Origin of the sequence: Stackebrandtia albiflava (genome assembly GCF_007994225.1) — a bacterium.
Lineage (GTDB): Bacteria > Actinomycetota > Actinomycetes > Mycobacteriales > Micromonosporaceae > Stackebrandtia > Stackebrandtia albiflava.
The window spans coordinates 29,139-46,516 of the sequence record NZ_VLLL01000007.1; the positions used below are offsets into that span (position 1 = coordinate 29,139).

General features: G+C 68.7%; 15 protein-coding genes and 1 pseudogene. All 16 read right to left on the bottom strand.

From position 1 onward, the window contains the following. Positions 1 to 44: 44 nt before the first annotated feature. Entirely contained in the window at positions 45 to 827 is a 783-nt protein-coding gene (locus LX16_RS19025) for an NADH-quinone oxidoreductase subunit J (protein ID WP_147140982.1), read from the bottom strand. After that, positions 824 to 1,459 (bottom strand): NADH-quinone oxidoreductase subunit NuoI, encoded by a 636-nt coding sequence (nuoI, locus tag LX16_RS19030; protein WP_425304437.1) that lies wholly within the window; start codon positions 1,457 to 1,459, stop codon positions 824 to 826. The genes LX16_RS19025 and nuoI overlap by 4 nt, the downstream gene beginning before the upstream one ends. 44 nt (positions 1,460 to 1,503) lie before the next feature. Beyond that, the gene (gene nuoH, locus LX16_RS19035) at positions 1,504 to 2,838 is read right to left on the bottom strand and encodes an NADH-quinone oxidoreductase subunit NuoH (protein ID WP_244615894.1); all 1,335 of its coding nucleotides are present in this window, start codon (positions 2,836 to 2,838) and stop codon (positions 1,504 to 1,506) included. A gap of 46 nt (positions 2,839 to 2,884) precedes the next feature. Then, a complete protein-coding gene (locus LX16_RS19040) occupies positions 2,885 to 5,281 on the bottom strand; it encodes an NADH-quinone oxidoreductase subunit G (RefSeq protein WP_147140987.1) in 2,397 nt (798 codons plus the stop codon). A 2-nt stretch (positions 5,282 to 5,283) separates the two neighbouring features. Continuing rightward, a complete protein-coding gene (nuoF, locus tag LX16_RS19045; protein WP_147140989.1) occupies positions 5,284 to 6,603 on the bottom strand; it encodes an NADH-quinone oxidoreductase subunit NuoF in 1,320 nt (439 codons plus the stop codon). Between the two features lie 75 nt (positions 6,604 to 6,678). After that, positions 6,679 to 7,356 (bottom strand): annotated as a pseudogene (gene nuoE / locus LX16_RS19050) (NADH-quinone oxidoreductase subunit NuoE); the annotation flags it as partial. Beyond that, on the bottom strand, positions 7,356 to 8,822 hold the full coding sequence (locus LX16_RS19055; protein ID WP_147140993.1) for an NADH-quinone oxidoreductase subunit D: 1,467 nt from the start codon (positions 8,820 to 8,822) through the stop codon (positions 7,356 to 7,358). The gene LX16_RS19055 and the pseudogene nuoE, both read right to left, overlap by 1 nt. Beyond that, the gene (locus LX16_RS19060) at positions 8,800 to 9,477 is read right to left on the bottom strand and encodes an NADH-quinone oxidoreductase subunit C (protein ID WP_345740780.1); all 678 of its coding nucleotides are present in this window, start codon (positions 9,475 to 9,477) and stop codon (positions 8,800 to 8,802) included. The genes LX16_RS19055 and LX16_RS19060 overlap by 23 nt, the downstream gene beginning before the upstream one ends. Then, the gene (locus tag LX16_RS19065) at positions 9,473 to 10,123 is read right to left on the bottom strand and encodes a NuoB/complex I 20 kDa subunit family protein (protein ID WP_147140997.1); all 651 of its coding nucleotides are present in this window, start codon (positions 10,121 to 10,123) and stop codon (positions 9,473 to 9,475) included. The genes LX16_RS19060 and LX16_RS19065 overlap by 5 nt, the downstream gene beginning before the upstream one ends. A gap of 89 nt (positions 10,124 to 10,212) precedes the next feature. Further along, on the bottom strand, positions 10,213 to 10,572 hold the full coding sequence (locus LX16_RS19070) for an NADH-quinone oxidoreductase subunit A (protein ID WP_170283878.1): 360 nt from the start codon (positions 10,570 to 10,572) through the stop codon (positions 10,213 to 10,215). A 169-nt stretch (positions 10,573 to 10,741) separates the two neighbouring features. Then, positions 10,742 to 12,028, bottom strand: coding sequence for a geranylgeranyl reductase family protein (locus tag LX16_RS19075; RefSeq protein WP_147141002.1), 1,287 nt, complete (start codon positions 12,026 to 12,028; stop codon positions 10,742 to 10,744). A gap of 152 nt (positions 12,029 to 12,180) precedes the next feature. Further along, the gene (locus LX16_RS19080; protein WP_147141005.1) at positions 12,181 to 12,882 is read right to left on the bottom strand and encodes a demethylmenaquinone methyltransferase; all 702 of its coding nucleotides are present in this window, start codon (positions 12,880 to 12,882) and stop codon (positions 12,181 to 12,183) included. Between the two features lie 72 nt (positions 12,883 to 12,954). Then, on the bottom strand, positions 12,955 to 14,055 hold the full coding sequence (locus LX16_RS19085) for a hypothetical protein (protein ID WP_147141007.1): 1,101 nt from the start codon (positions 14,053 to 14,055) through the stop codon (positions 12,955 to 12,957). Between the two features lie 148 nt (positions 14,056 to 14,203). Continuing rightward, positions 14,204 to 16,531, bottom strand: a complete 2,328-nt coding sequence (locus LX16_RS19090; protein ID WP_147141009.1) for an LPXTG cell wall anchor domain-containing protein — start codon at positions 16,529 to 16,531, stop codon at positions 14,204 to 14,206. A 205-nt stretch (positions 16,532 to 16,736) separates the two neighbouring features. Next, entirely contained in the window at positions 16,737 to 17,120 is a 384-nt protein-coding gene (locus tag LX16_RS19095; protein ID WP_158645658.1) for a type II toxin-antitoxin system VapC family toxin, read from the bottom strand. Then, positions 17,107 to 17,352 (bottom strand): type II toxin-antitoxin system Phd/YefM family antitoxin, encoded by a 246-nt coding sequence (locus LX16_RS19100; RefSeq protein ID WP_147141013.1) that lies wholly within the window; start codon positions 17,350 to 17,352, stop codon positions 17,107 to 17,109. The genes LX16_RS19095 and LX16_RS19100 overlap by 14 nt, the downstream gene beginning before the upstream one ends. Positions 17,353 to 17,378 lie beyond the last annotated feature (26 nt).

Here is a 17,378-nt window from a genome sequence, read left to right on the forward strand (position 1 = left end):
ACTCCTCGGCGACGGGCACGTGATGGACGGGCGGACGGGGACGGTCACTTCCGCTTCCCTCCGTCCGTGCCCTTGGGCGCGGCCTCGGCGGGGGTGAGTTCCCGCACCGGCACGACCGGCGAGATGCTGCGTTCGCTCTCGGTGCCGTCCGGCAGCAGCGCCGGGGTCGCGACCGAGTCGGAGGTGGCGAACACGCCCGGGCCGGCCTTCGGTCCGGGGTAGTTGCCCTTCCGGAACCGCAACCGCGACAGCTCCTTCTGGCCGGGCCGGTCGCCCTTGCGGCGCTCGACGTGGGCCAGCAGCATGGCGCCGACGGCGGCGGTGATGAGCAGCGCCGACGTCACCTCGAAGGCGAACACGTACTTGGTGAACAGGTCCGCGGCGATGCCCTGGACGTTCCCGTTCGCGTTGGCCTCGTCGAGACCGACGGCGGTCACCGAGCCGATGCCGCGGGCCAGGCCGGTGCACAGCAGCAGCGCCATGCCGATGCCGAGCCCGATCGCGGCGAGCCGCTGACCGCGTAGCGTCTCCAGGAGGGAGTCCCGGGAGTCGCGGCCCACCAGCATGATCACGAACAGGAACAGCATCATGATCGCGCCGGTGTAGACGATGATCTGCACGAACCCGATGAACGGTCCCGACTGGAGCATGTACAGCACGCCCAGCGAGAGCATCGTGCACGCCAGCAGCAGCGCGGAGTGGACGGCGCTGCGCGCCAGCACCATGCCGATGGCGCCGCCCAGCGCGATGGGGGCCAGGATCCAGAACGTCACCGCCTCACCGGTGGTGACGGTTCCGCTGGCCAGTGCGTCGGCGAGCAGGTTCATTTCTTCACCTCTTTGCTGGGGTCGCCCGCGAGGTTCGGCGCCTTGGAGGGGTGCTCGTCCTCGGTCACGGCGGCCTCGTCGCGGAGCTCGGCGAGCCGCGCGGCCTCGCTGTCGGCGGCCGTGTGGTCGGCCACCCACTGTTCACGCTGCGACCGTTCCGCACCGACGGAGGTACCGGGGTCGTCCAGCGCCTTGACGTAGTAGTCCTTCTCGGAGTCGCCCAGCCGCATCGGGTGGGGAGGCTGCTCCATCCCCTCCATCAGCGGCGCCAGCAGCATCTCCTTGGTGAAGATGAGGTCCTTGCGGTTGTCGGCGGCGAGCTCGTACTCGTTGCTCATGGTGAGTGAACGGGTCGGGCACGCCTCGATGCACAGTCCGCAGAAGATGCAGCGGGCGTAGTTGATCTGGTAGTCCTTGGCGTAACGCTCACCGGGCGAGTAGCGGGCGTGCTCGGTGTTGTTGCCGCCCTCCACGAAGATCGCGTCGGCGGGGCACGCCCAGGCGCACAGTTCGCAGCCGACGCACTTCTCCAGCCCGTCGGGGTGCCGGTTGAGGATGTGGCGCCCGTGGTAGCGCGGAGCCGTGGGCTTGCGCACCTCCGGGTACTTCTCCGTCACCTGCTTCTTGAACATGTGGGCGAAGGTGACGCCGAAACTCTTGGCGGTACCGAACACGGTCAGCCCTCCTTTCCTTCGGCGGTGGCGTCGTCACCGGCCGACACCGACACGGGTTCACGTTCGGCGGTGAGCCGCTTGACGCGCGGCGACGGCGGGACCTGCAGGTCCAGCGGCGGGACGGGGAAGCCGCCCAGCCCGGTGTCGGGTTCGGTCGCCTGCTCGTACTTCTTGCGACCCGGCCAGAACCAGATCACCAACAGCACCAGCAGGAACGCGCCACCGATCATGCCGACCCACTGGGCCGACCACTCCGGCTGCTGGGTGCCGGCGCGCACGGCGGCCAGCACCACGATCCACAGCAGGTTCGCGGGGACGAGGACCTTCCAGCCCAGCCGCATGAACTGGTCGTAGCGGAACCGGGGAAGCGTCCCCCGCAGCCACACGAACCCGAACAGCAGGATCAGGACCTTGAGGAAGAACCACAGCACCGGCCACCAGCCCTCGTTGGCGCCCGGCCACCAGCTCGCCGGGAACGGAGCCTGCCAGCCACCCAGGAACAGGGTCGTGGCCATCGCCGACACGGTCACCATGTTGATGTACTCGGCGAGGAAGAACAGCGCGAACTTCAGCGACGAGTACTCGGTGTGGAAACCGCCGACCAGTTCCGACTCGGCCTCGGGGAGGTCGAACGGGGCGCGGTTGGTCTCACCGACGACCGAGATCGCGAACACGATGAAGCTGGGGAGCAGCAGCAGCGCGTACCAGCCGGGGATCGTGAAGGACGTTCCGAAGAGCGTGACCTCCTGCCCGCCCTGCTGGGCGGCGACGATCTGGCTGGTGGAGAGGCTGCCGGCGGTCAGGAACACCGCCACGATGGACAGGCCCATCGCGATCTCGTACGAGATGACCTGCGCGGCGGCCCGCAGCGAGCCCAACAGCGAGTAGGTCGAGCCGGAGGACCAGCCGCCCAGCACGATGCCGTACACGCCGAGCGCCGACGTGGCCAGCACCAGCAGCACCGCCACCGGCAGGTCCGTCAACTGGAGCGGGGTCTCCACTCCGAAGACGCTCACCACCGGGCCGAACGGGATCACCGCGAACGCGGTGAACGCGCAGACCGTGGAGATCATGGGCGCGAGCAGGAAGACGATCTTGTCGGCGGCCTTGGGGACCAGGTCCTCCTTGAACGCCAGTTTCAGACCGTCGGCGAGGCTCTGGAGCAGACCGAACGGGCCGTTGCGGTTGGGGCCGGGACGCACCTGCATCCACGCGACCACCTTGCGCTCGTACCAGATGCTGAACAGCGTCAACAGCACCAGGATGACGAAGATCGCCAGCGCCTTCAGGCCGACCAGCCACCACGGGTCCTGCCCGAAGGACTCAAGACCGTTCACGCGGATTCCTCCACACTCACTCGTTGCCGGAGCGGCTCGGAAAACCTCATCTGCCGCCTCCGTCGTACGCGGCGATCGACACGACCTCGCCCGCCGTCACGCCAAGTCCTCTGTGTACGCCGGAACCCGGCGAGTTGGTCGGCAGCCACACGACCTGGTCGGGCATGACGGTGACCTCCAGCGGCAGGGTGATCCCGCCCGCCGGGGTGGAGACCGTGACCGCGCCGCCGTTCACCGCGCCGATCGCCGCCGCGGTGTCGGCCGACAGCCGCACGACCGGCTTGCGTGCCGTTCCGGCGAGCTGGGCGTTGTTGTCCTGCAGCGTGCCGGAGTCCAGCAGGTGCCGCCAGGTCGCCAACAGGGCCTGTCCGGCACCCGCGCCGGCCGGGGTCGCCGCCGACACCAGCGGAGCCGGGATCCGGCCGCCCGGGGTCGGGACGCCCGCCAGTTCACCGCGCACCGCGCGCAGCGAGTCGAAGCCCAGGTCGGCTCCCATGACCTCGCTCAACGCCTGCAGGACCTCGTAGTCGCTCAGCAGCGGCGAGTCCAGCGCGGCGTCGAAGGTGCGCAGCCGGCCCTCCCAGTTGAGGAAGGCACCGCCCTTCTCCGAGACGGTCGCGATCGGCAGCACCACCGAGGCCCGCCGGGTGACGGCGGTGTGGCGCTGCTCGATGGAGACGATGAACGGCGCGTCGTACAGCGCCGCCTCGGCGGCGGCCGGGTCGGCCAGGTCGAAGACGTCGACACCGGCGACCAGCAGGCCGCCGAGTTCGCCCGCCGACGCGGCGGCCAGGATGCCGGCCGTGTCGCGGCCCGCCGACGAGGGCAGCGATCCGGTACCCCAGTAGGCGGCCAGTGTGGACCGGTCTGCGGCGTCGTCGACGGCTCCACCGCCGGGCAGCAGGCCCGGAAGGAGTCCGACGTCCACGGCTCCCCGGTCGCCGGCGCGGCGCGGCACCCACGCCAGCTTCGCGCCGGTCGCCTTGGCGAGCCGGGCGGCGGCGGTCAGTGCGCCGGGCACCGTCGCCAGCCGCTCACCCACCAGGATGACGCTTCCGGGTGCCCGCAGCACGTCGGCCATGTCGCCGTTGCCGTCGGCGTACCCGGACAGGACCGTGGCCTCGCCGCCGGGCACCGTCGCGACGAGTTCGCCGCCGAACTTGCGGGTGCCCTCGGTGGCGAACGGCGCCACCACGTAGGACTTCTGGCCGGTCTTGCGGTGCGCCTTGCGCAGCCGCAGGAACAGGATCGGGCACTCCTCCTCGGCCTCGAGTCCCGCGATCAGCACCACAGGTGCCTGCTCGACGGTCTCGTAGGTGGTGGCGCCCGAGGCGGGGTGCACTCCGGCGACGGCGTGGCCGAGGAACTCGGCCTCCTCCGCGGAGTGGGGGCGGGACCGGAAGTCCACGTCGTTGGTGTCCAGCACCAGGCGGCTGAACTTCGAGTACGCGTAGGCGTCCTCGATGGTGAGCCGGCCGCCGGTCAGGACACCGACGCCTCCGGCCTGCTTCGCCCGGGCCAGGCCCTCCGCCGCGACGCGCAGCGCGTCGGGCCAGGAGGCCTCGTGCAGTTCACCGTCCTTGCCCCGCACCATCGGGTGGAGGATCCGGTTGTCGGTGTTCTGGTATCCGAACGCCCAACGGCCCTTGTCGCAGTTCCACTCGGCGTTGACCTGCGGGTCGTCGCCGGCGAGGCGGCGAAGCACCTTACCGCGGCGGTGGTCGGTGCGCTGCGCGCATCCGGCGGAGCAGTGCTCGCACATGCTGGGTGAGGAGATCAGGTCGAACGGCCGCGCCTGGAACCGGTACTGGGCACCGGTGAGCGCGCCGACCGGGCAGATCTGCACGGTGTTGCCGGAGAAGTACGACTCGAACGGCTCGTCCTCGTAGATCCCGACCTGTTCCAGCGAGGAGCGCTCCATCAACTCGATGAAGGGGTCGCCGGCGACCTGCTCGGAGAACCGGGTGCAGCGGGCGCACAGGACGCACCGTTCCCGGTCGAGCAGCACCTGGGAGGAGATCGGCAGCACCTTGCGGTACGTCCGCTTCTCCTCGTGGAACCGGGACTCGGTCCGGCCGGTGCTCATCGCCTGGTTCTGCAGGGGGCATTCGCCGCCCTTGTCGCACATCGGGCAGTCGAGTGGGTGGTTGATGAGGAGGAACTCCATGATCCCCTCCTGCGCCTTCTTGGCGACCGGAGAGGTCAACTGGGTCTTCACCACCATGCCGTCTGTGCAGGTCGCGGTGCAGGAGGCCAGCGGTTTGCGTTGCCCCTCCACGTCGACGAGGCACTGCCGGCAGGCGCCGACCGGTTCCAGCAGGGGGTGGTCGCAGAACCGGGGGATCTCGATGCCCAGTCGTTCGGCGGCCCGGATCACCAGCGTCCCCTTGGGGACGGTGACTTCCAGCCCGTCGATGGTGAGCGTGACGGTTTCGTCGGTCATGGTCAGTGCGCTCCCACCAGGTCCGCGGCGTTCAACAGGGGCTTGCGACGGCCCTCGATGTAGTCCAGGTAGTCCTGCTTGAAGTACTTCAGCGAGGAGGTGACGCACGAGGTGGCGCCGTCGCCGAGGCCGCAGAACGACCTGCCCAGCAGGTTGTCGCAGGCGTCGAGCAGGGTGTCGAGGTCCTCGTGGGTTCCCCGGCCGGACAGGATGCGGCGGTACACCCGCGTCATCCAGTAGTTGCCCTCCCGGCAGGGGGTGCACTTGCCGCAGGACTCGTGCGCGTAGAACACGATCCAGCGGTAGGAGGCGTAGACCGGGCAGTCCTGGTCCGAGAAGATCATCATGGCGGTGGTGCCGAGGATCGAACCGGCCTTGGCGATGCTGTCGAAGTCGAGCGGCACGTCGGCGTGCTCGGCGGTCAGCATCGGGGTGGAGGACCCACCGGGCGTCCAGAACCTGAGGTTGTGCCCGTCGGCCATGCCGCCGGCCAGTTCCAGCAGCTCGTTGAGGGTGATGCCCATGCCGCACTCGTACTGGCCGGGGTTCTTCACCCGGCCCGACAGCGAGTAGATCATCGTCCCGGCGGCGTTCTCGCTGCCGAGCGACTTCCACCAGTCGGCGCCGCCGAGCACGATGTGCGGCACGGAGGCGATGGAGCCGACGTTGTTGATGACCGTCGGGGAGGCGTAGAGGCCGTGGGTGGCGGGGAACGGCGGGCGTAGGCGCGGCTGGCCGCGGAATCCCTCCAGGGAGTCCAGCAGCGCGGTCTCCTCGCCGCAGATGTAGGCGCCGGCACCGGAGTGGATGACCACGTCCAGGTCGAAGCCCCTGCCGAGGACGTTCCGGCCGAGGTAGCCCTTGGCCCGGGCCTCCTCCACGGCGTTGCGCAGCCGCCGGGCGGCGTGGACGGCCTCACCGCGCACGTACACGTACGCGCGTTCGGCCCGCACCGCGTAGCAGGCGATGATGATGCCCTCGATGAGCGAGTGGGGGTCGTTCATCATCAGGGGCAGGTCCTTGCAGGTGCCCGGCTCGCCCTCGTCGGCGTTGACGACGAGGTAGTGCGGCTTGCCGTCGTTCTGCGGGATGAACGCCCACTTCATGCCGACGGGGAAGCCCGCGCCGCCGCGGCCCCGGTGGCCCGACTCCTTCATGAAGGCGATGATCTCGTCGGGGTGGTACTCGACGGCCTTGCGCAGCGCGGCGTAGCCGTCGAGCTGCTCGTAGACGTCGATCTTCCACGCCTCGGGGGACAGCCAGCGCTTGGTGAGCACCGGGGTCAGCTTTGACAGGACCTCGGCGGAAGGTGCGGAAGCCATCGGCTCAGACCTCGCTTCGCTTGCGGGTTTCGATGCCCGTCGCCGTGACGGGACGACACCGGGTCATGAGTTCTCCTTCTTGACCAGCGGCGTCGCCGGGTCGATCTGCGGGGCGGTGACGCCGTTGTCGGCCGCCATGCGGGCGCCCGCCAGTGTCGCGTCGCCCAGCGAGTTGTCTGCCAGTGCCTCGGCGCGGTCCTCCGACCAGCCTGCGAGTTGACGGGACATCTCCTTGAGCGTGCACAGCCGGGCACCCCGGGTGGGGGCCGGGCGCTCGCCCTTCTGGAGCGCCTCGACGGTTCCCAGCGCCGAGTCGGGGGTGACCCGGTCGTAGAACTCGTAGTTGACCGTCATGACCGGCGCGTAGTCGCAGGCGGCCAGGCACTCGGCGTGCTCCAGGGTGATCTTGCCGTCGGCGGTGGTCTCGTCGTGGTCGACGCCCAGGTACTCCTTGAGCGTGTCGTAGACCCGCTGTCCGCCCATGACGTCGCACATGGTGTTGGTACAGACGCTCACCAGGAAGTCGCCGGTGGGTTCACGCTTGTACATGGTGTAGAACGTGGACACCGCCGCGACCTGCGCCTTGGTGATGCCGATCATCTCGGCGCACAGCGCGATGCCCTCGGGGGTCACGTAGCCGTCGTGGCTCTGCACCAGGTGCAGCATCGGCAGCAGCGCGGAACGCTGCCTGCCCTCGGGGTAGCGCGCCATGATCTGCCGCGCCTGCTCCCGCAGTTCCTCCGAATACGCCATTACCGGTCACAACCTCCCATGACGGGGTCGAGCGATGCGCCGCCGACGATGACGTCGGCGAGCAGGCCACCCTCCGCGACGGCGGGTACTGCCTGCAGGTTGATGAAGCTGGGTTCCCGCATGTGCATGCGGTAGGGCCGGGTGCCGCCGTCGGAGACGAGGTGGACGCCGAGCTCGCCGCGGGGGGCCTCGATCGGCACGTACACCTGCCCGGCCGGGACCCGGAAGCCCTCGGTCACCAGCTTGAAGTGGTGGATCAGAGACTCCATCGACTGGCCCATGATCCTGCGGACGTGGGACAACGAGTTGCCCATGCCGTCGCCGCCGACCGACAGTTGCGCGGGCCAGGCGATCTTCTTGTCCTCGACCATGGTCGGTCCCGGCTCCAGGCGGTCCAGGGCCTGTTCGACGATGCGGAGGCTCTGCCGCATCTCCTCCAGCCGGCACAGGTACCGGCCCCAGGCGTCGGCGCCGGTGTGGGTGGGGACCTCGAAGTCGTAGGTCTCGTAACCGCAGTAGGGCATGGTCTTGCGCAGGTCCCACGGCAGGCCCGCGGCCCGCAGCACCGGTCCGGTGACGCCCAGCGCCAGGCAACCCGACACGTCGAGGTAGGCCACACCCTGGGTGCGGTCCTGCCAGATGGCGTTGCCGGTGAGGAGCCGGTCGTAGTCCTTGAGGCAGCCCGGCATGTACGCCAGGAACTCGCGGATCTTGGTGATCGCCTCGTCGGGGAGGTCCTGGGCCAGGCCGCCGGGGCGCACGTACGCCATGTTCATCCGCAGGCCCGAGGCGAGCTCGAAGATGTCCAGGATGTACTCGCGGTCGCGGAAGCCGTAGATCATCATCGACAGCGCGCCCAGCTCCATACCGGTCGTGGCCAGGCCCACCAGGTGGGAGGCGATCCGGTTGAGCTCCATCATGATGACGCGGATGACGGTGGCGCGTTCGGGGACCTCGACACCGAGCAGTTTCTCCACGGCGAGGCAGTACGCGGTCTCGTTGAAGATCGGGGCGAGGTAGTCGGCGCGGGTGACGAAGGTGGTCCCCTGCGTCCAGGTCCGGAACTCGGTGTTCTTCTCGATCCCGGTGTGGAGGTAACCGACCACCGGCCGCAGTTCGCGGACGGTCTCGCCCTCCATCTCGACCACCAGTCGCAGCACGCCGTGGGTGGAGGGGTGCTGCGGTCCCATGTTCACGACGAGGCGTTCGTCGCTGATCGGGTCGTGGCCGCCGACGACGGTGTCCCAGTCGCCACCGGTGACGGTGAAGACCTTGCCCTCGGTGGTGTCACGGGACTGCGCGTAGGCGTCCTCGTGGGTCGTGGTCTCGTGGGTGGTCTCGGCGCTCACTTGTACGCCCTCCGTTCGTCCGGCGGCGCGCAGAGCCGCTCCTCCGTGGGGGGCTCCGCCACCCCACACCCCCCGAAGGGGTCGATGCGAACCATCACTTGTACGCCCTCCGCTCATCGGGTGGCGCGATCTCGGCGTCGTTCTTGTACTCCACCGGGATGCCGCCCAGCGGGTAGTCCTTGCGCTGCGGGTAGCCCTCCCAGTCGTCCGGCATCAGGATCCGGGTCAGGTTGGGGTGCCCATCGAAGACGACTCCGAACATGTCGTAGGTCTCACGTTCCTGCCAGTCGGCGGTGGGGTAGACCTCCGTGACGCTGGGGACGTGCGGGTCGGCCAGTGACACCGAGACCTCCAGCCGGACGGTGCGGCGGTAGGTCATCGAGGTGAGCTGGTAGACGACGTGGAACCGCGCCTCCTGGTCCGGGTAGTCCACACCGGACACGCTGTTGCACAGTTCGAAACGCAGGCCCTCGTCGTCGCGCATCGCCCGGCAGACCTGGGCGATGTGGTCGCGGTCGACGTGGATGGTCAGTTCACCCCGGTCGACGACCACCGCGTGGACGCTCTCCGGGTCGACCAGGTCGGTGAGGGTCTCCACGACCTCGTCGAAGTAGCCGCCGTACGGGGGCGGGGTGGGGACCACGGCCGCCAGCGGACGCGACCGGACCAGACCTCCGAATCCGGAGGTGTCGCCGGTGCCGCGGACGCCGAACAGACCCTTGTCGTCGTTCTTCACGATCCGGCTCCTATGTGAGACAGCGAGTACATCAATCCACCTTGACGCCCTGCTCGGCCATCCAATTGCGGATACGCAGCTGCTCGGTGGTACCGGTCTTGGCGGCCTCACGCCACTGGGCGGCCTTCTCCTTGTTGAACCGGTAGCTCGACGGCATCGAACCCGGCGGCACGAGCTGCGGACCGGCGGCCTCCAGCTGCTCGCGGCGCTTGTCGCCCAACGGCTCGGCCATGATCTTGTCGTGCAGCTTCAGGATCGCGTCCAGCAGCATCTCCGGCCGCGGCGGGCAGCCGGGCAGGTAGATGTCGACGGGGACGACGTGGTCGACGCCCTGAACGATCGCGTAGTTGTTGAACATGCCACCGGAGGACGCGCACACACCCATCGACAGCACCCACTTGGGTTCGGCCATCTGGTCGTAGATCTGGCGCAGTACCGGGGCCATCTTCTGGCTCACCCGGCCCGCCACGATCATCAGGTCGGCCTGTCGCGGGGAGGCGCGGAACACCTCCATGCCGAACCGGGCGGTGTCGTAGCGGGCGGCACCGGTGGCCATCATCTCGATGGCGCAACAGGCCAACCCGAAGGTCGCCGGCCAGAACGACGCCTTGCGCGTCCAGTTGACCAGCTTCTCCACCGTGGTCAGCAGGATTCCGTTGGGGAGTTTCTCTTCGATACCCATGGGTCAGTTCCCGTCCATTCCGCTGGTTCCGGTCGTGTCCGCCCAACCCGGCGGAGGACACGTACCGGGTGATCCGAGACGCGTGGCCATCAGTCCCAGTCCAATCCGCCGCGCCGCCACACGTAGGTGTAGGCGATGAAGACGGTGGCGATGAACAGCACCATCTCCACGAACCCGAACAGGCCCAGCGAGTCGAACGCCACCGCCCACGGGTAGAGGAAGATGATCTCGATATCGAAGACGATGAACAGCATCGCGGTCAAGTAGAACTTGATCGGGAACTTGCCGCCGCCCGGTCCGGTGGGGGTGGGTTCGATACCGCACTCGTACGCCTCGTTCTTGGCGCGGTTGAACCGGCGCGGCCCGGCGAGACGGGCGCCGACGACGGAGATGATCGCGAAGGCCAACGCGATCGCGAAGAGGACGACGATCGGTCCGTACAGTTCCATCGTTATCGCCTACCTACGATGCACATTTCGGTCACCTTAGTGAGTGTCGGTTGGTTCCGGCCGCCTGGGTGCTCCGGCACATGACGCACCGGAACGGCAGTTCTGGGGGCACGTGGAAAAGGAACCCGTCCGCCGTCTCCGGACGCGTTCCCCGTTGGCCGGTGAAGGGTCATACCGCTGGAGCCACCTTCGAGAGACCGTTGATCACCCGGTCCATGGCGTCGCCGCCGCGCGGGTCGGTCAGATTGGCGAGCAGCTTGAGCACGAAGCGCATGAGGGTGTGGCTGCGCATCCCCTGCTCGGTGCACAGCTTCATGATCGTGGGGTTGCCGATCAGCTTGACGAACACGCCGCCGAGCCGGTAGTAGCCGCCGAACCGCTGGGAGAGCTCGACCGGGTAGCGCCGCAGCACCGCCTCGCGGGCCGGTCCGGCCGTACGGGCGAGCGCGTCGACGGCGAACTGCGCGGCGACCTCGCCGGACTCCATGGCGTAGGCGATGCCCTCACCGTTGAACGGGTTGACCATGCCGCCGGAGTCGCCGACCAGCATCAGGCCGCGCGAGTAGTGCGGGACCCGGTTGAACCCCATCGGCAGGCCCGCGCCGCGGATCGGCCCGTCCGCGTTGGTCTCGTCCCGCATCCCCCATTCCTCGGGGGTGCTGGAAAGCCAGTCCACCAGCAGTTGCCGGTAGTTGGTCTTGCCGAACGCGGACGACGAGTTGAGTACGCCCAGGCCCACGTTGACACGGCCGTCACCCAAGCCGAAGATCCATCCGTAGCCGGGGAGCAGGGTGTCGGGGTCGTTGGCGCTGCGCAGTTGGAGCCACGACTCCAGGTAGTCGTCGTCGTGTTTCTCGCCACTGAAGTAGTAGCGGCGGACGGCGACGCCGAGCGGCCGGTCGTCCCGCTTGTTGATTCCCAGTGCCAGTGCCATCCGGCCGGACACGCCGTCGGCGGCGACCACCAGCGGGGCGCGGAAGGTGGTGGGTTCCTTGTCGGGGCCGACCTGCGCGGTGACTCCGCACACCCGCCCGGCGCGGTCGAAGACCGGGGCGGTGACGTTGACGCCGGTGCGCAGCCGGGCGCCTCCGACGACGGCGCGCTGGGCGAGCAGGTCGTCGAAGTCGAGCCGGGTGCGGGTCAGCCCGTAGGCGGGGTAGGAATCGAGGGTCGGCCAGTCGAGGGTGAGTTTTATGTCACCGGCGACGACGCGGAGGCCCTTGTTGTGCATCCACCCGGCTTCGGGCGAGGTGTCCACGCCCATCCTGAGCAGCTGCCTGACCGCCTTGGGGGTGAGCCCGTCACCGCAGACCTTCTCGCGCGGGAACTCGGTCTTCTCCAGCAACAGGACGTCGAGGCCGTGGCTGGCCATGTGGTAAGCCGCCGCCGAACCACCTGGTCCCGCGCCGACGACGATGACGTCGGCGTCTGCGGACGGCTGGAGACTGCTGGGCACGTCGATCCTCGCGGTTGTTGTCGGGTTCTTCGGTCTGCCGGGGCGGTGGCGGTAACGATCCGAGTGTCGTTATGGGCTTGTGAACGCATTCACAAAGGTTGTCGGTGTGCAGTCTAGGCCCTAGGAGAACGCCCCCTACGGGTTAGGGCAACCTAACCTGGAGGCGCCGGGGGCTTGAAGCCCCGGTGAAGCGCCACCGCTCCCCCGGCCAGGTTTCGCCAGGCCACCCGGGCGAAACCCGCCCGCTGGATCTGCGCGGCGAACTCCGGCTGCGGCGGCCACGCCCGCACCGACTCCGCCAGGTACACATAGGCGTCCGGATTGGACGACAGCCGCTTGGCCAGCAGCGGGAAGCCCCGCATGACGTACTCCATGTAGACGGTCCGGAAGGGCCGCCACGTCGGGGTCGCGAACTCGCACACCACGATCCGGCCGCCCGGCTTCAACACCCGGTGCATCTCGGCGAGGCCGAGGTCCACATCGTTCAGGTTGCGGATCGCGAACGAGATGGTGACCGCGTCGAAGGACTCGTCGGAGAACGGGAGCGCCATCGCGTCCCCCGCGATCAACGGCACACCCCGCCCGGTCCCCTGCGCCAACATGCCCAGCGAGATGTCGGCGCCGACGACGTACGCCCCCGACTTGGCGAGCTCCTGCGTCGAGACACCGGAACCGGCACCCAGGTCAAGGCAGCGCATCCCGGCGGACAGTTCGAGGGCGCGCCGGGTCTCGGCGCGCCACAGCCGGTCCATTCCCATCGACATCACCGAGTTCATGAAGTCGTACCGACGGGCGACCCCGTCGAACATCTCGGCGACCTCGTGGGTCTGCTTGTCTAGCGATGCTCTGGCCACGGACTCAGCCTTGCACACCCGTCACGGGGCGGGCAGCGGGCACACCGTGAAAGTGGGCGGCCCCCCGGCCGGTCACTTCAGGAGCCCCTGAGCCTCGGTGAGACTCTCGGACACCGCCTGCCGGTAGGCGAAGACCTCCGCCTCCAGGTCGGGGCCGCGTACTGCCAGCAATTCGTCCCATCCGGTGTCCAGGGCCGACCACAGTCCGACCGTCTCACCGCATTCGGCGGCGGCCGCCGCGTAGGCGAACTCCTGCCGCTTCGCCTCCTCGTAGGGCCACGGCGCGCCCTTCGCCACCGGGACGGCGGCGAACTGTTCCTCGATCTCGTCGGCGAACTCGCCCGCCTCGGCGGCCAGTTCGGCGGGCGTCCGGTAGAACAACCGCACGTAGCCTTGGATCTCGGAGCCCTCGGCGTCGACTGTCAACGGGTCGTAGCCCTCCGCGACCGTGCAGTCGTTCCACTCCCGCCAGGTCGGTTCCATCGCGATCTCGAACTCCTCCGCGATGCCGCTGCCGTGGAACAGATCCGGCCAGAAGCCCATCCCGGGCAGTCCCCCGGAGTAGTCGCCCGGAGTGAACTCGTCGGGGTCCGCGAACACCTGGTCGGTGACCTCGGCGTAGCAGCCGCCCACCGGGTGCGCGGCGTCCCCGCTGCGGGCGTCCTCGGCGGCCATCCGCAACGAGGCGACCACGTCCTGGCCGTCGCCGGAGAACACCCCGAAGTCGGGGTCGAGGTTGTCGACGAGGTCGTCGCCGTACATCGCCCGAAGGTACGAGTCCCGGTACGTCTCGTTCATCGCGGAGAACTCGTCGGGCTGCTCCCTGCGCGGGTCCGGGGCGGTACTCGCCCATACACCGAACCCGTTCTCGGCGGCGACCGCCGGTTCCGGGATCAGGGAGTAACCGGGCGGCTCCTGCGGGAGCGACAGGATCGGCCCGTACAACGACTCCACCGGCTCGTTCAGCCACTGTGGATGGACCTGGAACTCCCGCAGCGCCATGCAGTCCCGGAGCAGCCGGTGGTAGGTCTCACCCAGTTCGAGCACCAGCGTGTTGGTCTCCTCGATCGCCGAGATCAACGGGCTCTCCCCCGGAGTGGCCGGCTCCTCGGCGGAACACGCGGTGACTCCCAACAGGACCGACATCGCCAGGCCGGTGACTCGGTATCGCATGAGGGGCAGGCTATCCCGGAACGCGAAGCGCCGGGGACGGCCGTGTGGCCGCCGTGTAGCCGCCGTGTAGCCGAAAGGGGGCCGGCCCCGCGAGCCGTGGTGGGGGGAAGGGCTCGCGGGGCCGGCGTGAGGGGTAACGCGTGACGGGTCACTGGTCGCCGTAGGTCGTCGAACGACGACGGCGCTTCGTGACGAACAACGCGGCGGCACCGAGCGCCGCCACCAGAGCGGCACCGACGACGGCCGTGCTGAGGCTGACACCGGTCACCGGAAGCTGCGGGTCCGGGTCCTCACCGGGGCCGCCCGGACCGGGGACCTCCGGCTCGGTCTCGGCGTACACGGTGTACTGGGTCAGGTTGTCGGTCTCGTCGGTGTCGGGGTGCGCCATCGAGAACACCGCGGCGTTCCCGGGAAGCTGCTCCTCCGGGGCCGCCGTCAGGGTCAAGGTGATCTCGATGTCGCGGGACTCACCGGGAGCCAGCGGTTCGGTGACACCGCACCAGATCAGCGTGACGCCGTCGCCGACGTCCTCGCAACCGGCGGGGGTCTCGGCGAGCGCGGCGTGCTCGGGAACGTCGAACAGCACCTCGTAACCGGTGACGGTGGCGGGACCGTCGTTGGTGACGGTGACGAGTCCGGCGATCGTGTCGTCGACCTTGCCGGAGAAGTCGCTCACGGTGATCGACAGGTCGGCCCGGTTCTCGGTGGCACCGACGAGGAAGGTCGCGGTGTTGTTGTCCTCGACCGGGTCGGGGGCGTTGCCCAGCACCGAGGCGATGCCGGACTCCTGCTCCGCGGGAGCCTCCACGATCGTCACCGGGATGGTGAACGTGACACTTCCGCCGACCTCCAGCGACTCGCCGGAGGTACAGGTGACACCGACGCCACCCGGCCGGCAACCGGCCGGGAGCTCGCCCACCTCGGCGTGACTCGGGATCAACGCCAACAGGCTGAAGCCCTGGTCGGCGGCCGGTCCGTTGTTGACGACGGTGAAGTCGAGGTTCAGCACGTCACCGGGGTTGCCGGAGACGTCGCCGACCGACAGCGCCAGGTCGGCGCGGTTCTCGATCGACTCCACCGCGAAGAACGCCGAGTTGTTCAGCAGGTACGGGTCCTCGTTGGCGCCGGCGACGATCGCCATGCCGAACTCGGACTGTTCCGGGGCCGACACCAGTTCCACGGTGGCCGTGTACACGACCTGGGCACCGGCCTCCAGGGCCGTGTCGGTCTGGCAGACGAACTCGGTCTCGGTCTCGCCGCGGACCGTGCAGCCCTTCGGCGCGGCGGTGATCCGCGCGTACGACGGGATGCGGGCCTCAACCCGGTGGCTCGCGGTCGCGATCGGGCCGTGGTTGACCACGGTCACCGGGACGGTGACGGTGGTGCCGACCGAGCCGCTGATGGTGGGGACACCGACGGCCAGGTCGGCGCGGTCCTCGTAGCTGAACACCGCGAACTCGACCCAGTTGTCCTCATAGGGGTTACGCGGTTCGGCCTCGGCCGTGGAGAAGGTGGTGGGCTCCTCGCCCGCCCCGGTCTCCACCCGGACCTGCTCGGCGGCGCTGGCCGACTCGATGACCAGGGTCTCGGAGCCGGTCGGCTCGACCTGGTCGTAGGCGTTGAACGCCCCCATGGCGGGCCCCAGCTTCACGTTGAACGGGGCGTCGCCGGGAAGCGTGAACGGCAGCGCGTACTCACCGGCCAGCGGGAACTCACCGCCGGCGGGGATGCTCACGTCCGGCCAGACGCACTGCACGTCGGCGAGTTCCTCGCTGACGGTGCAGCCCTGCGGCACGTCGGTGAACCGGACCGGCTGCGGCAGCAGCAGGAAGAACTGCAGCCCGGTGACGTCGGTACCGGACTCGTTGGAGACCGTCAGCACCGTCTCGTCGACGGTGCCGCTCTCCCCGGGACGCAGCGCGATGTCCCGGTCGGCCCACACCGCCAGGTCCACGCCCTCGCCCTTGGCGATCCGGGCGATCAGCACATCGGAGTTGTCGTCCTCGAAGGCGTCGGCCTGGTCGGCGGTCACCGACACGTTGACCCGGCCGATGAGCGGCCGGTCGTATTCGCCCGGCTCACTCGGGTGAACCGTGAACACCTTGAGGTTCTGGACCGCGCCCGGCGCGATGTCGTCCAGTTCGCACGACCCCTTGGTGCCGGCGTTGTTGATCGTGCAGCGGGACGCGAACTCGTCCGACAACGTGATCTCGCCGGCGTCCTTCGCCTTGGGAAGCTGGAACTCCAGGGTCACACCGGTGGCGGTGGCGGTGGCCGACACGTCGTTGCCGACCACGACGCGGACGTCCTTGCCTCCGCTGTCGGCGGTGGCGGTGGCCGTCGGCACCCACACCGACAGGTCCACGGTGTCGTCCGCCTGAGCTGGAGCGGCGGCCACGGCGACGACGCCGAGACCGAGGGCGGTTGCGCCGACCAGGGCCGACGCGCGCCGCATGAAGCGACGGTTCAAAGACATATGGGGCTACTCCCGGATTCAGGGGCAAGAGGGCGCGGATGCCGGGGTCCGGACGCCGATCAAGACACGCCAACCCTGCCCGCCGCGACGCGTCCGGGCAAGGAACGATACGAGACCGTTATAGCTTCGCCGCCGGAACCACCCGCCGCATCGCCCTAACGGCCCGCCCCGCTCCCCGAAGGTGCCACCTCACGCTTCCATCGACCTACCGGGTGGCGTCGAGGACCTCGGGGCGCCCCAGCGAAAGCAACACGCGGTCCGCGGTGAGCAGGCGCAGACCCTCGCAATTGGCCTGGGCGAGAATCAGCCGATCGAAGGGGTCGTGCTTGACCAACTCCGGGAAATCCCGAATCGATGTCGCGTGTTCTGCCGTGATCGACACCAGTGTCAGCCCTTCGTCGTCAAGGCGGGTCTGGAAGTCGTGCGGGATCGACAGTTTCCCCAACATCGTCTTGATCGTCAACTCCCAAACGGTCGCAGCCGAGACGAATGTGCGGGTCGCCGACTTCATCGCGCTTCGGGCAGCCCGGCCGAGCCTGGGATTGTCATCCAGCATCCAGAGGACCACCTGGCTGTCAAGAAGAATCAACGTCGTCTCCGTAGAACATGGATTGGATTTCAGGGTCGACTTCGAAAGCACTGTCGTCATAACGCAACTCACCGGACATGCCACCGAAGCGGATCGATTTCGGCCGGTGAGGTACCAGATCGGCTATCGGCGTTCCCGCCTTCGAGATGACGATGTGCTCGCCGGCCGCAACCCGCTCCAAGAGCCGGGACAGGTGCGTCTTGGCTTCGTGGATGTTCACCGAGTAGGTCATGAGCATAGTCTAATCCTAGACTAGAC

Bases quoted from the DNA above. Each gene is read 5' to 3' on its own strand.
- LX16_RS19085 (WP_147141007.1), bottom strand. From the start codon at position 14,055: ATGCGATACCGAGTCACCGGCCTGGCGATGTCGGTCCTGTTGGGAGTC.
- LX16_RS19100 (WP_147141013.1), bottom strand. From the start codon at position 17,352: ATGACCTACTCGGTGAACATCCACGAAGCCAAGACGCACCTGTCCCGG.
- LX16_RS19070 (WP_170283878.1), bottom strand. From the start codon at position 10,572: ATGGAACTGTACGGACCGATCGTCGTCCTCTTCGCGATCGCGTTGGCC.
- LX16_RS19090 (WP_147141009.1), bottom strand. From the start codon at position 16,531: ATGTCTTTGAACCGTCGCTTCATGCGGCGCGCGTCGGCCCTGGTCGGC.
- LX16_RS19065 (WP_147140997.1), bottom strand. From the start codon at position 10,123: ATGGGTATCGAAGAGAAACTCCCCAACGGAATCCTGCTGACCACGGTG.
- nuoI (WP_425304437.1), bottom strand. From the start codon at position 1,459: ATGTTCAAGAAGCAGGTGACGGAGAAGTACCCGGAGGTGCGCAAGCCC.
- LX16_RS19055 (WP_147140993.1), bottom strand. From the start codon at position 8,822: ATGAGCGGAGGGCGTACAAGTGATGGTTCGCATCGACCCCTTCGGGGG.
- LX16_RS19025 (WP_147140982.1), bottom strand. From the start codon at position 827: ATGAACCTGCTCGCCGACGCACTGGCCAGCGGAACCGTCACCACCGGT.
- LX16_RS19040 (WP_147140987.1), bottom strand. From the start codon at position 5,281: ATGACCGACGAAACCGTCACGCTCACCATCGACGGGCTGGAAGTCACC.
- nuoF (WP_147140989.1), bottom strand. From the start codon at position 6,603: ATGGCTTCCGCACCTTCCGCCGAGGTCCTGTCAAAGCTGACCCCGGTG.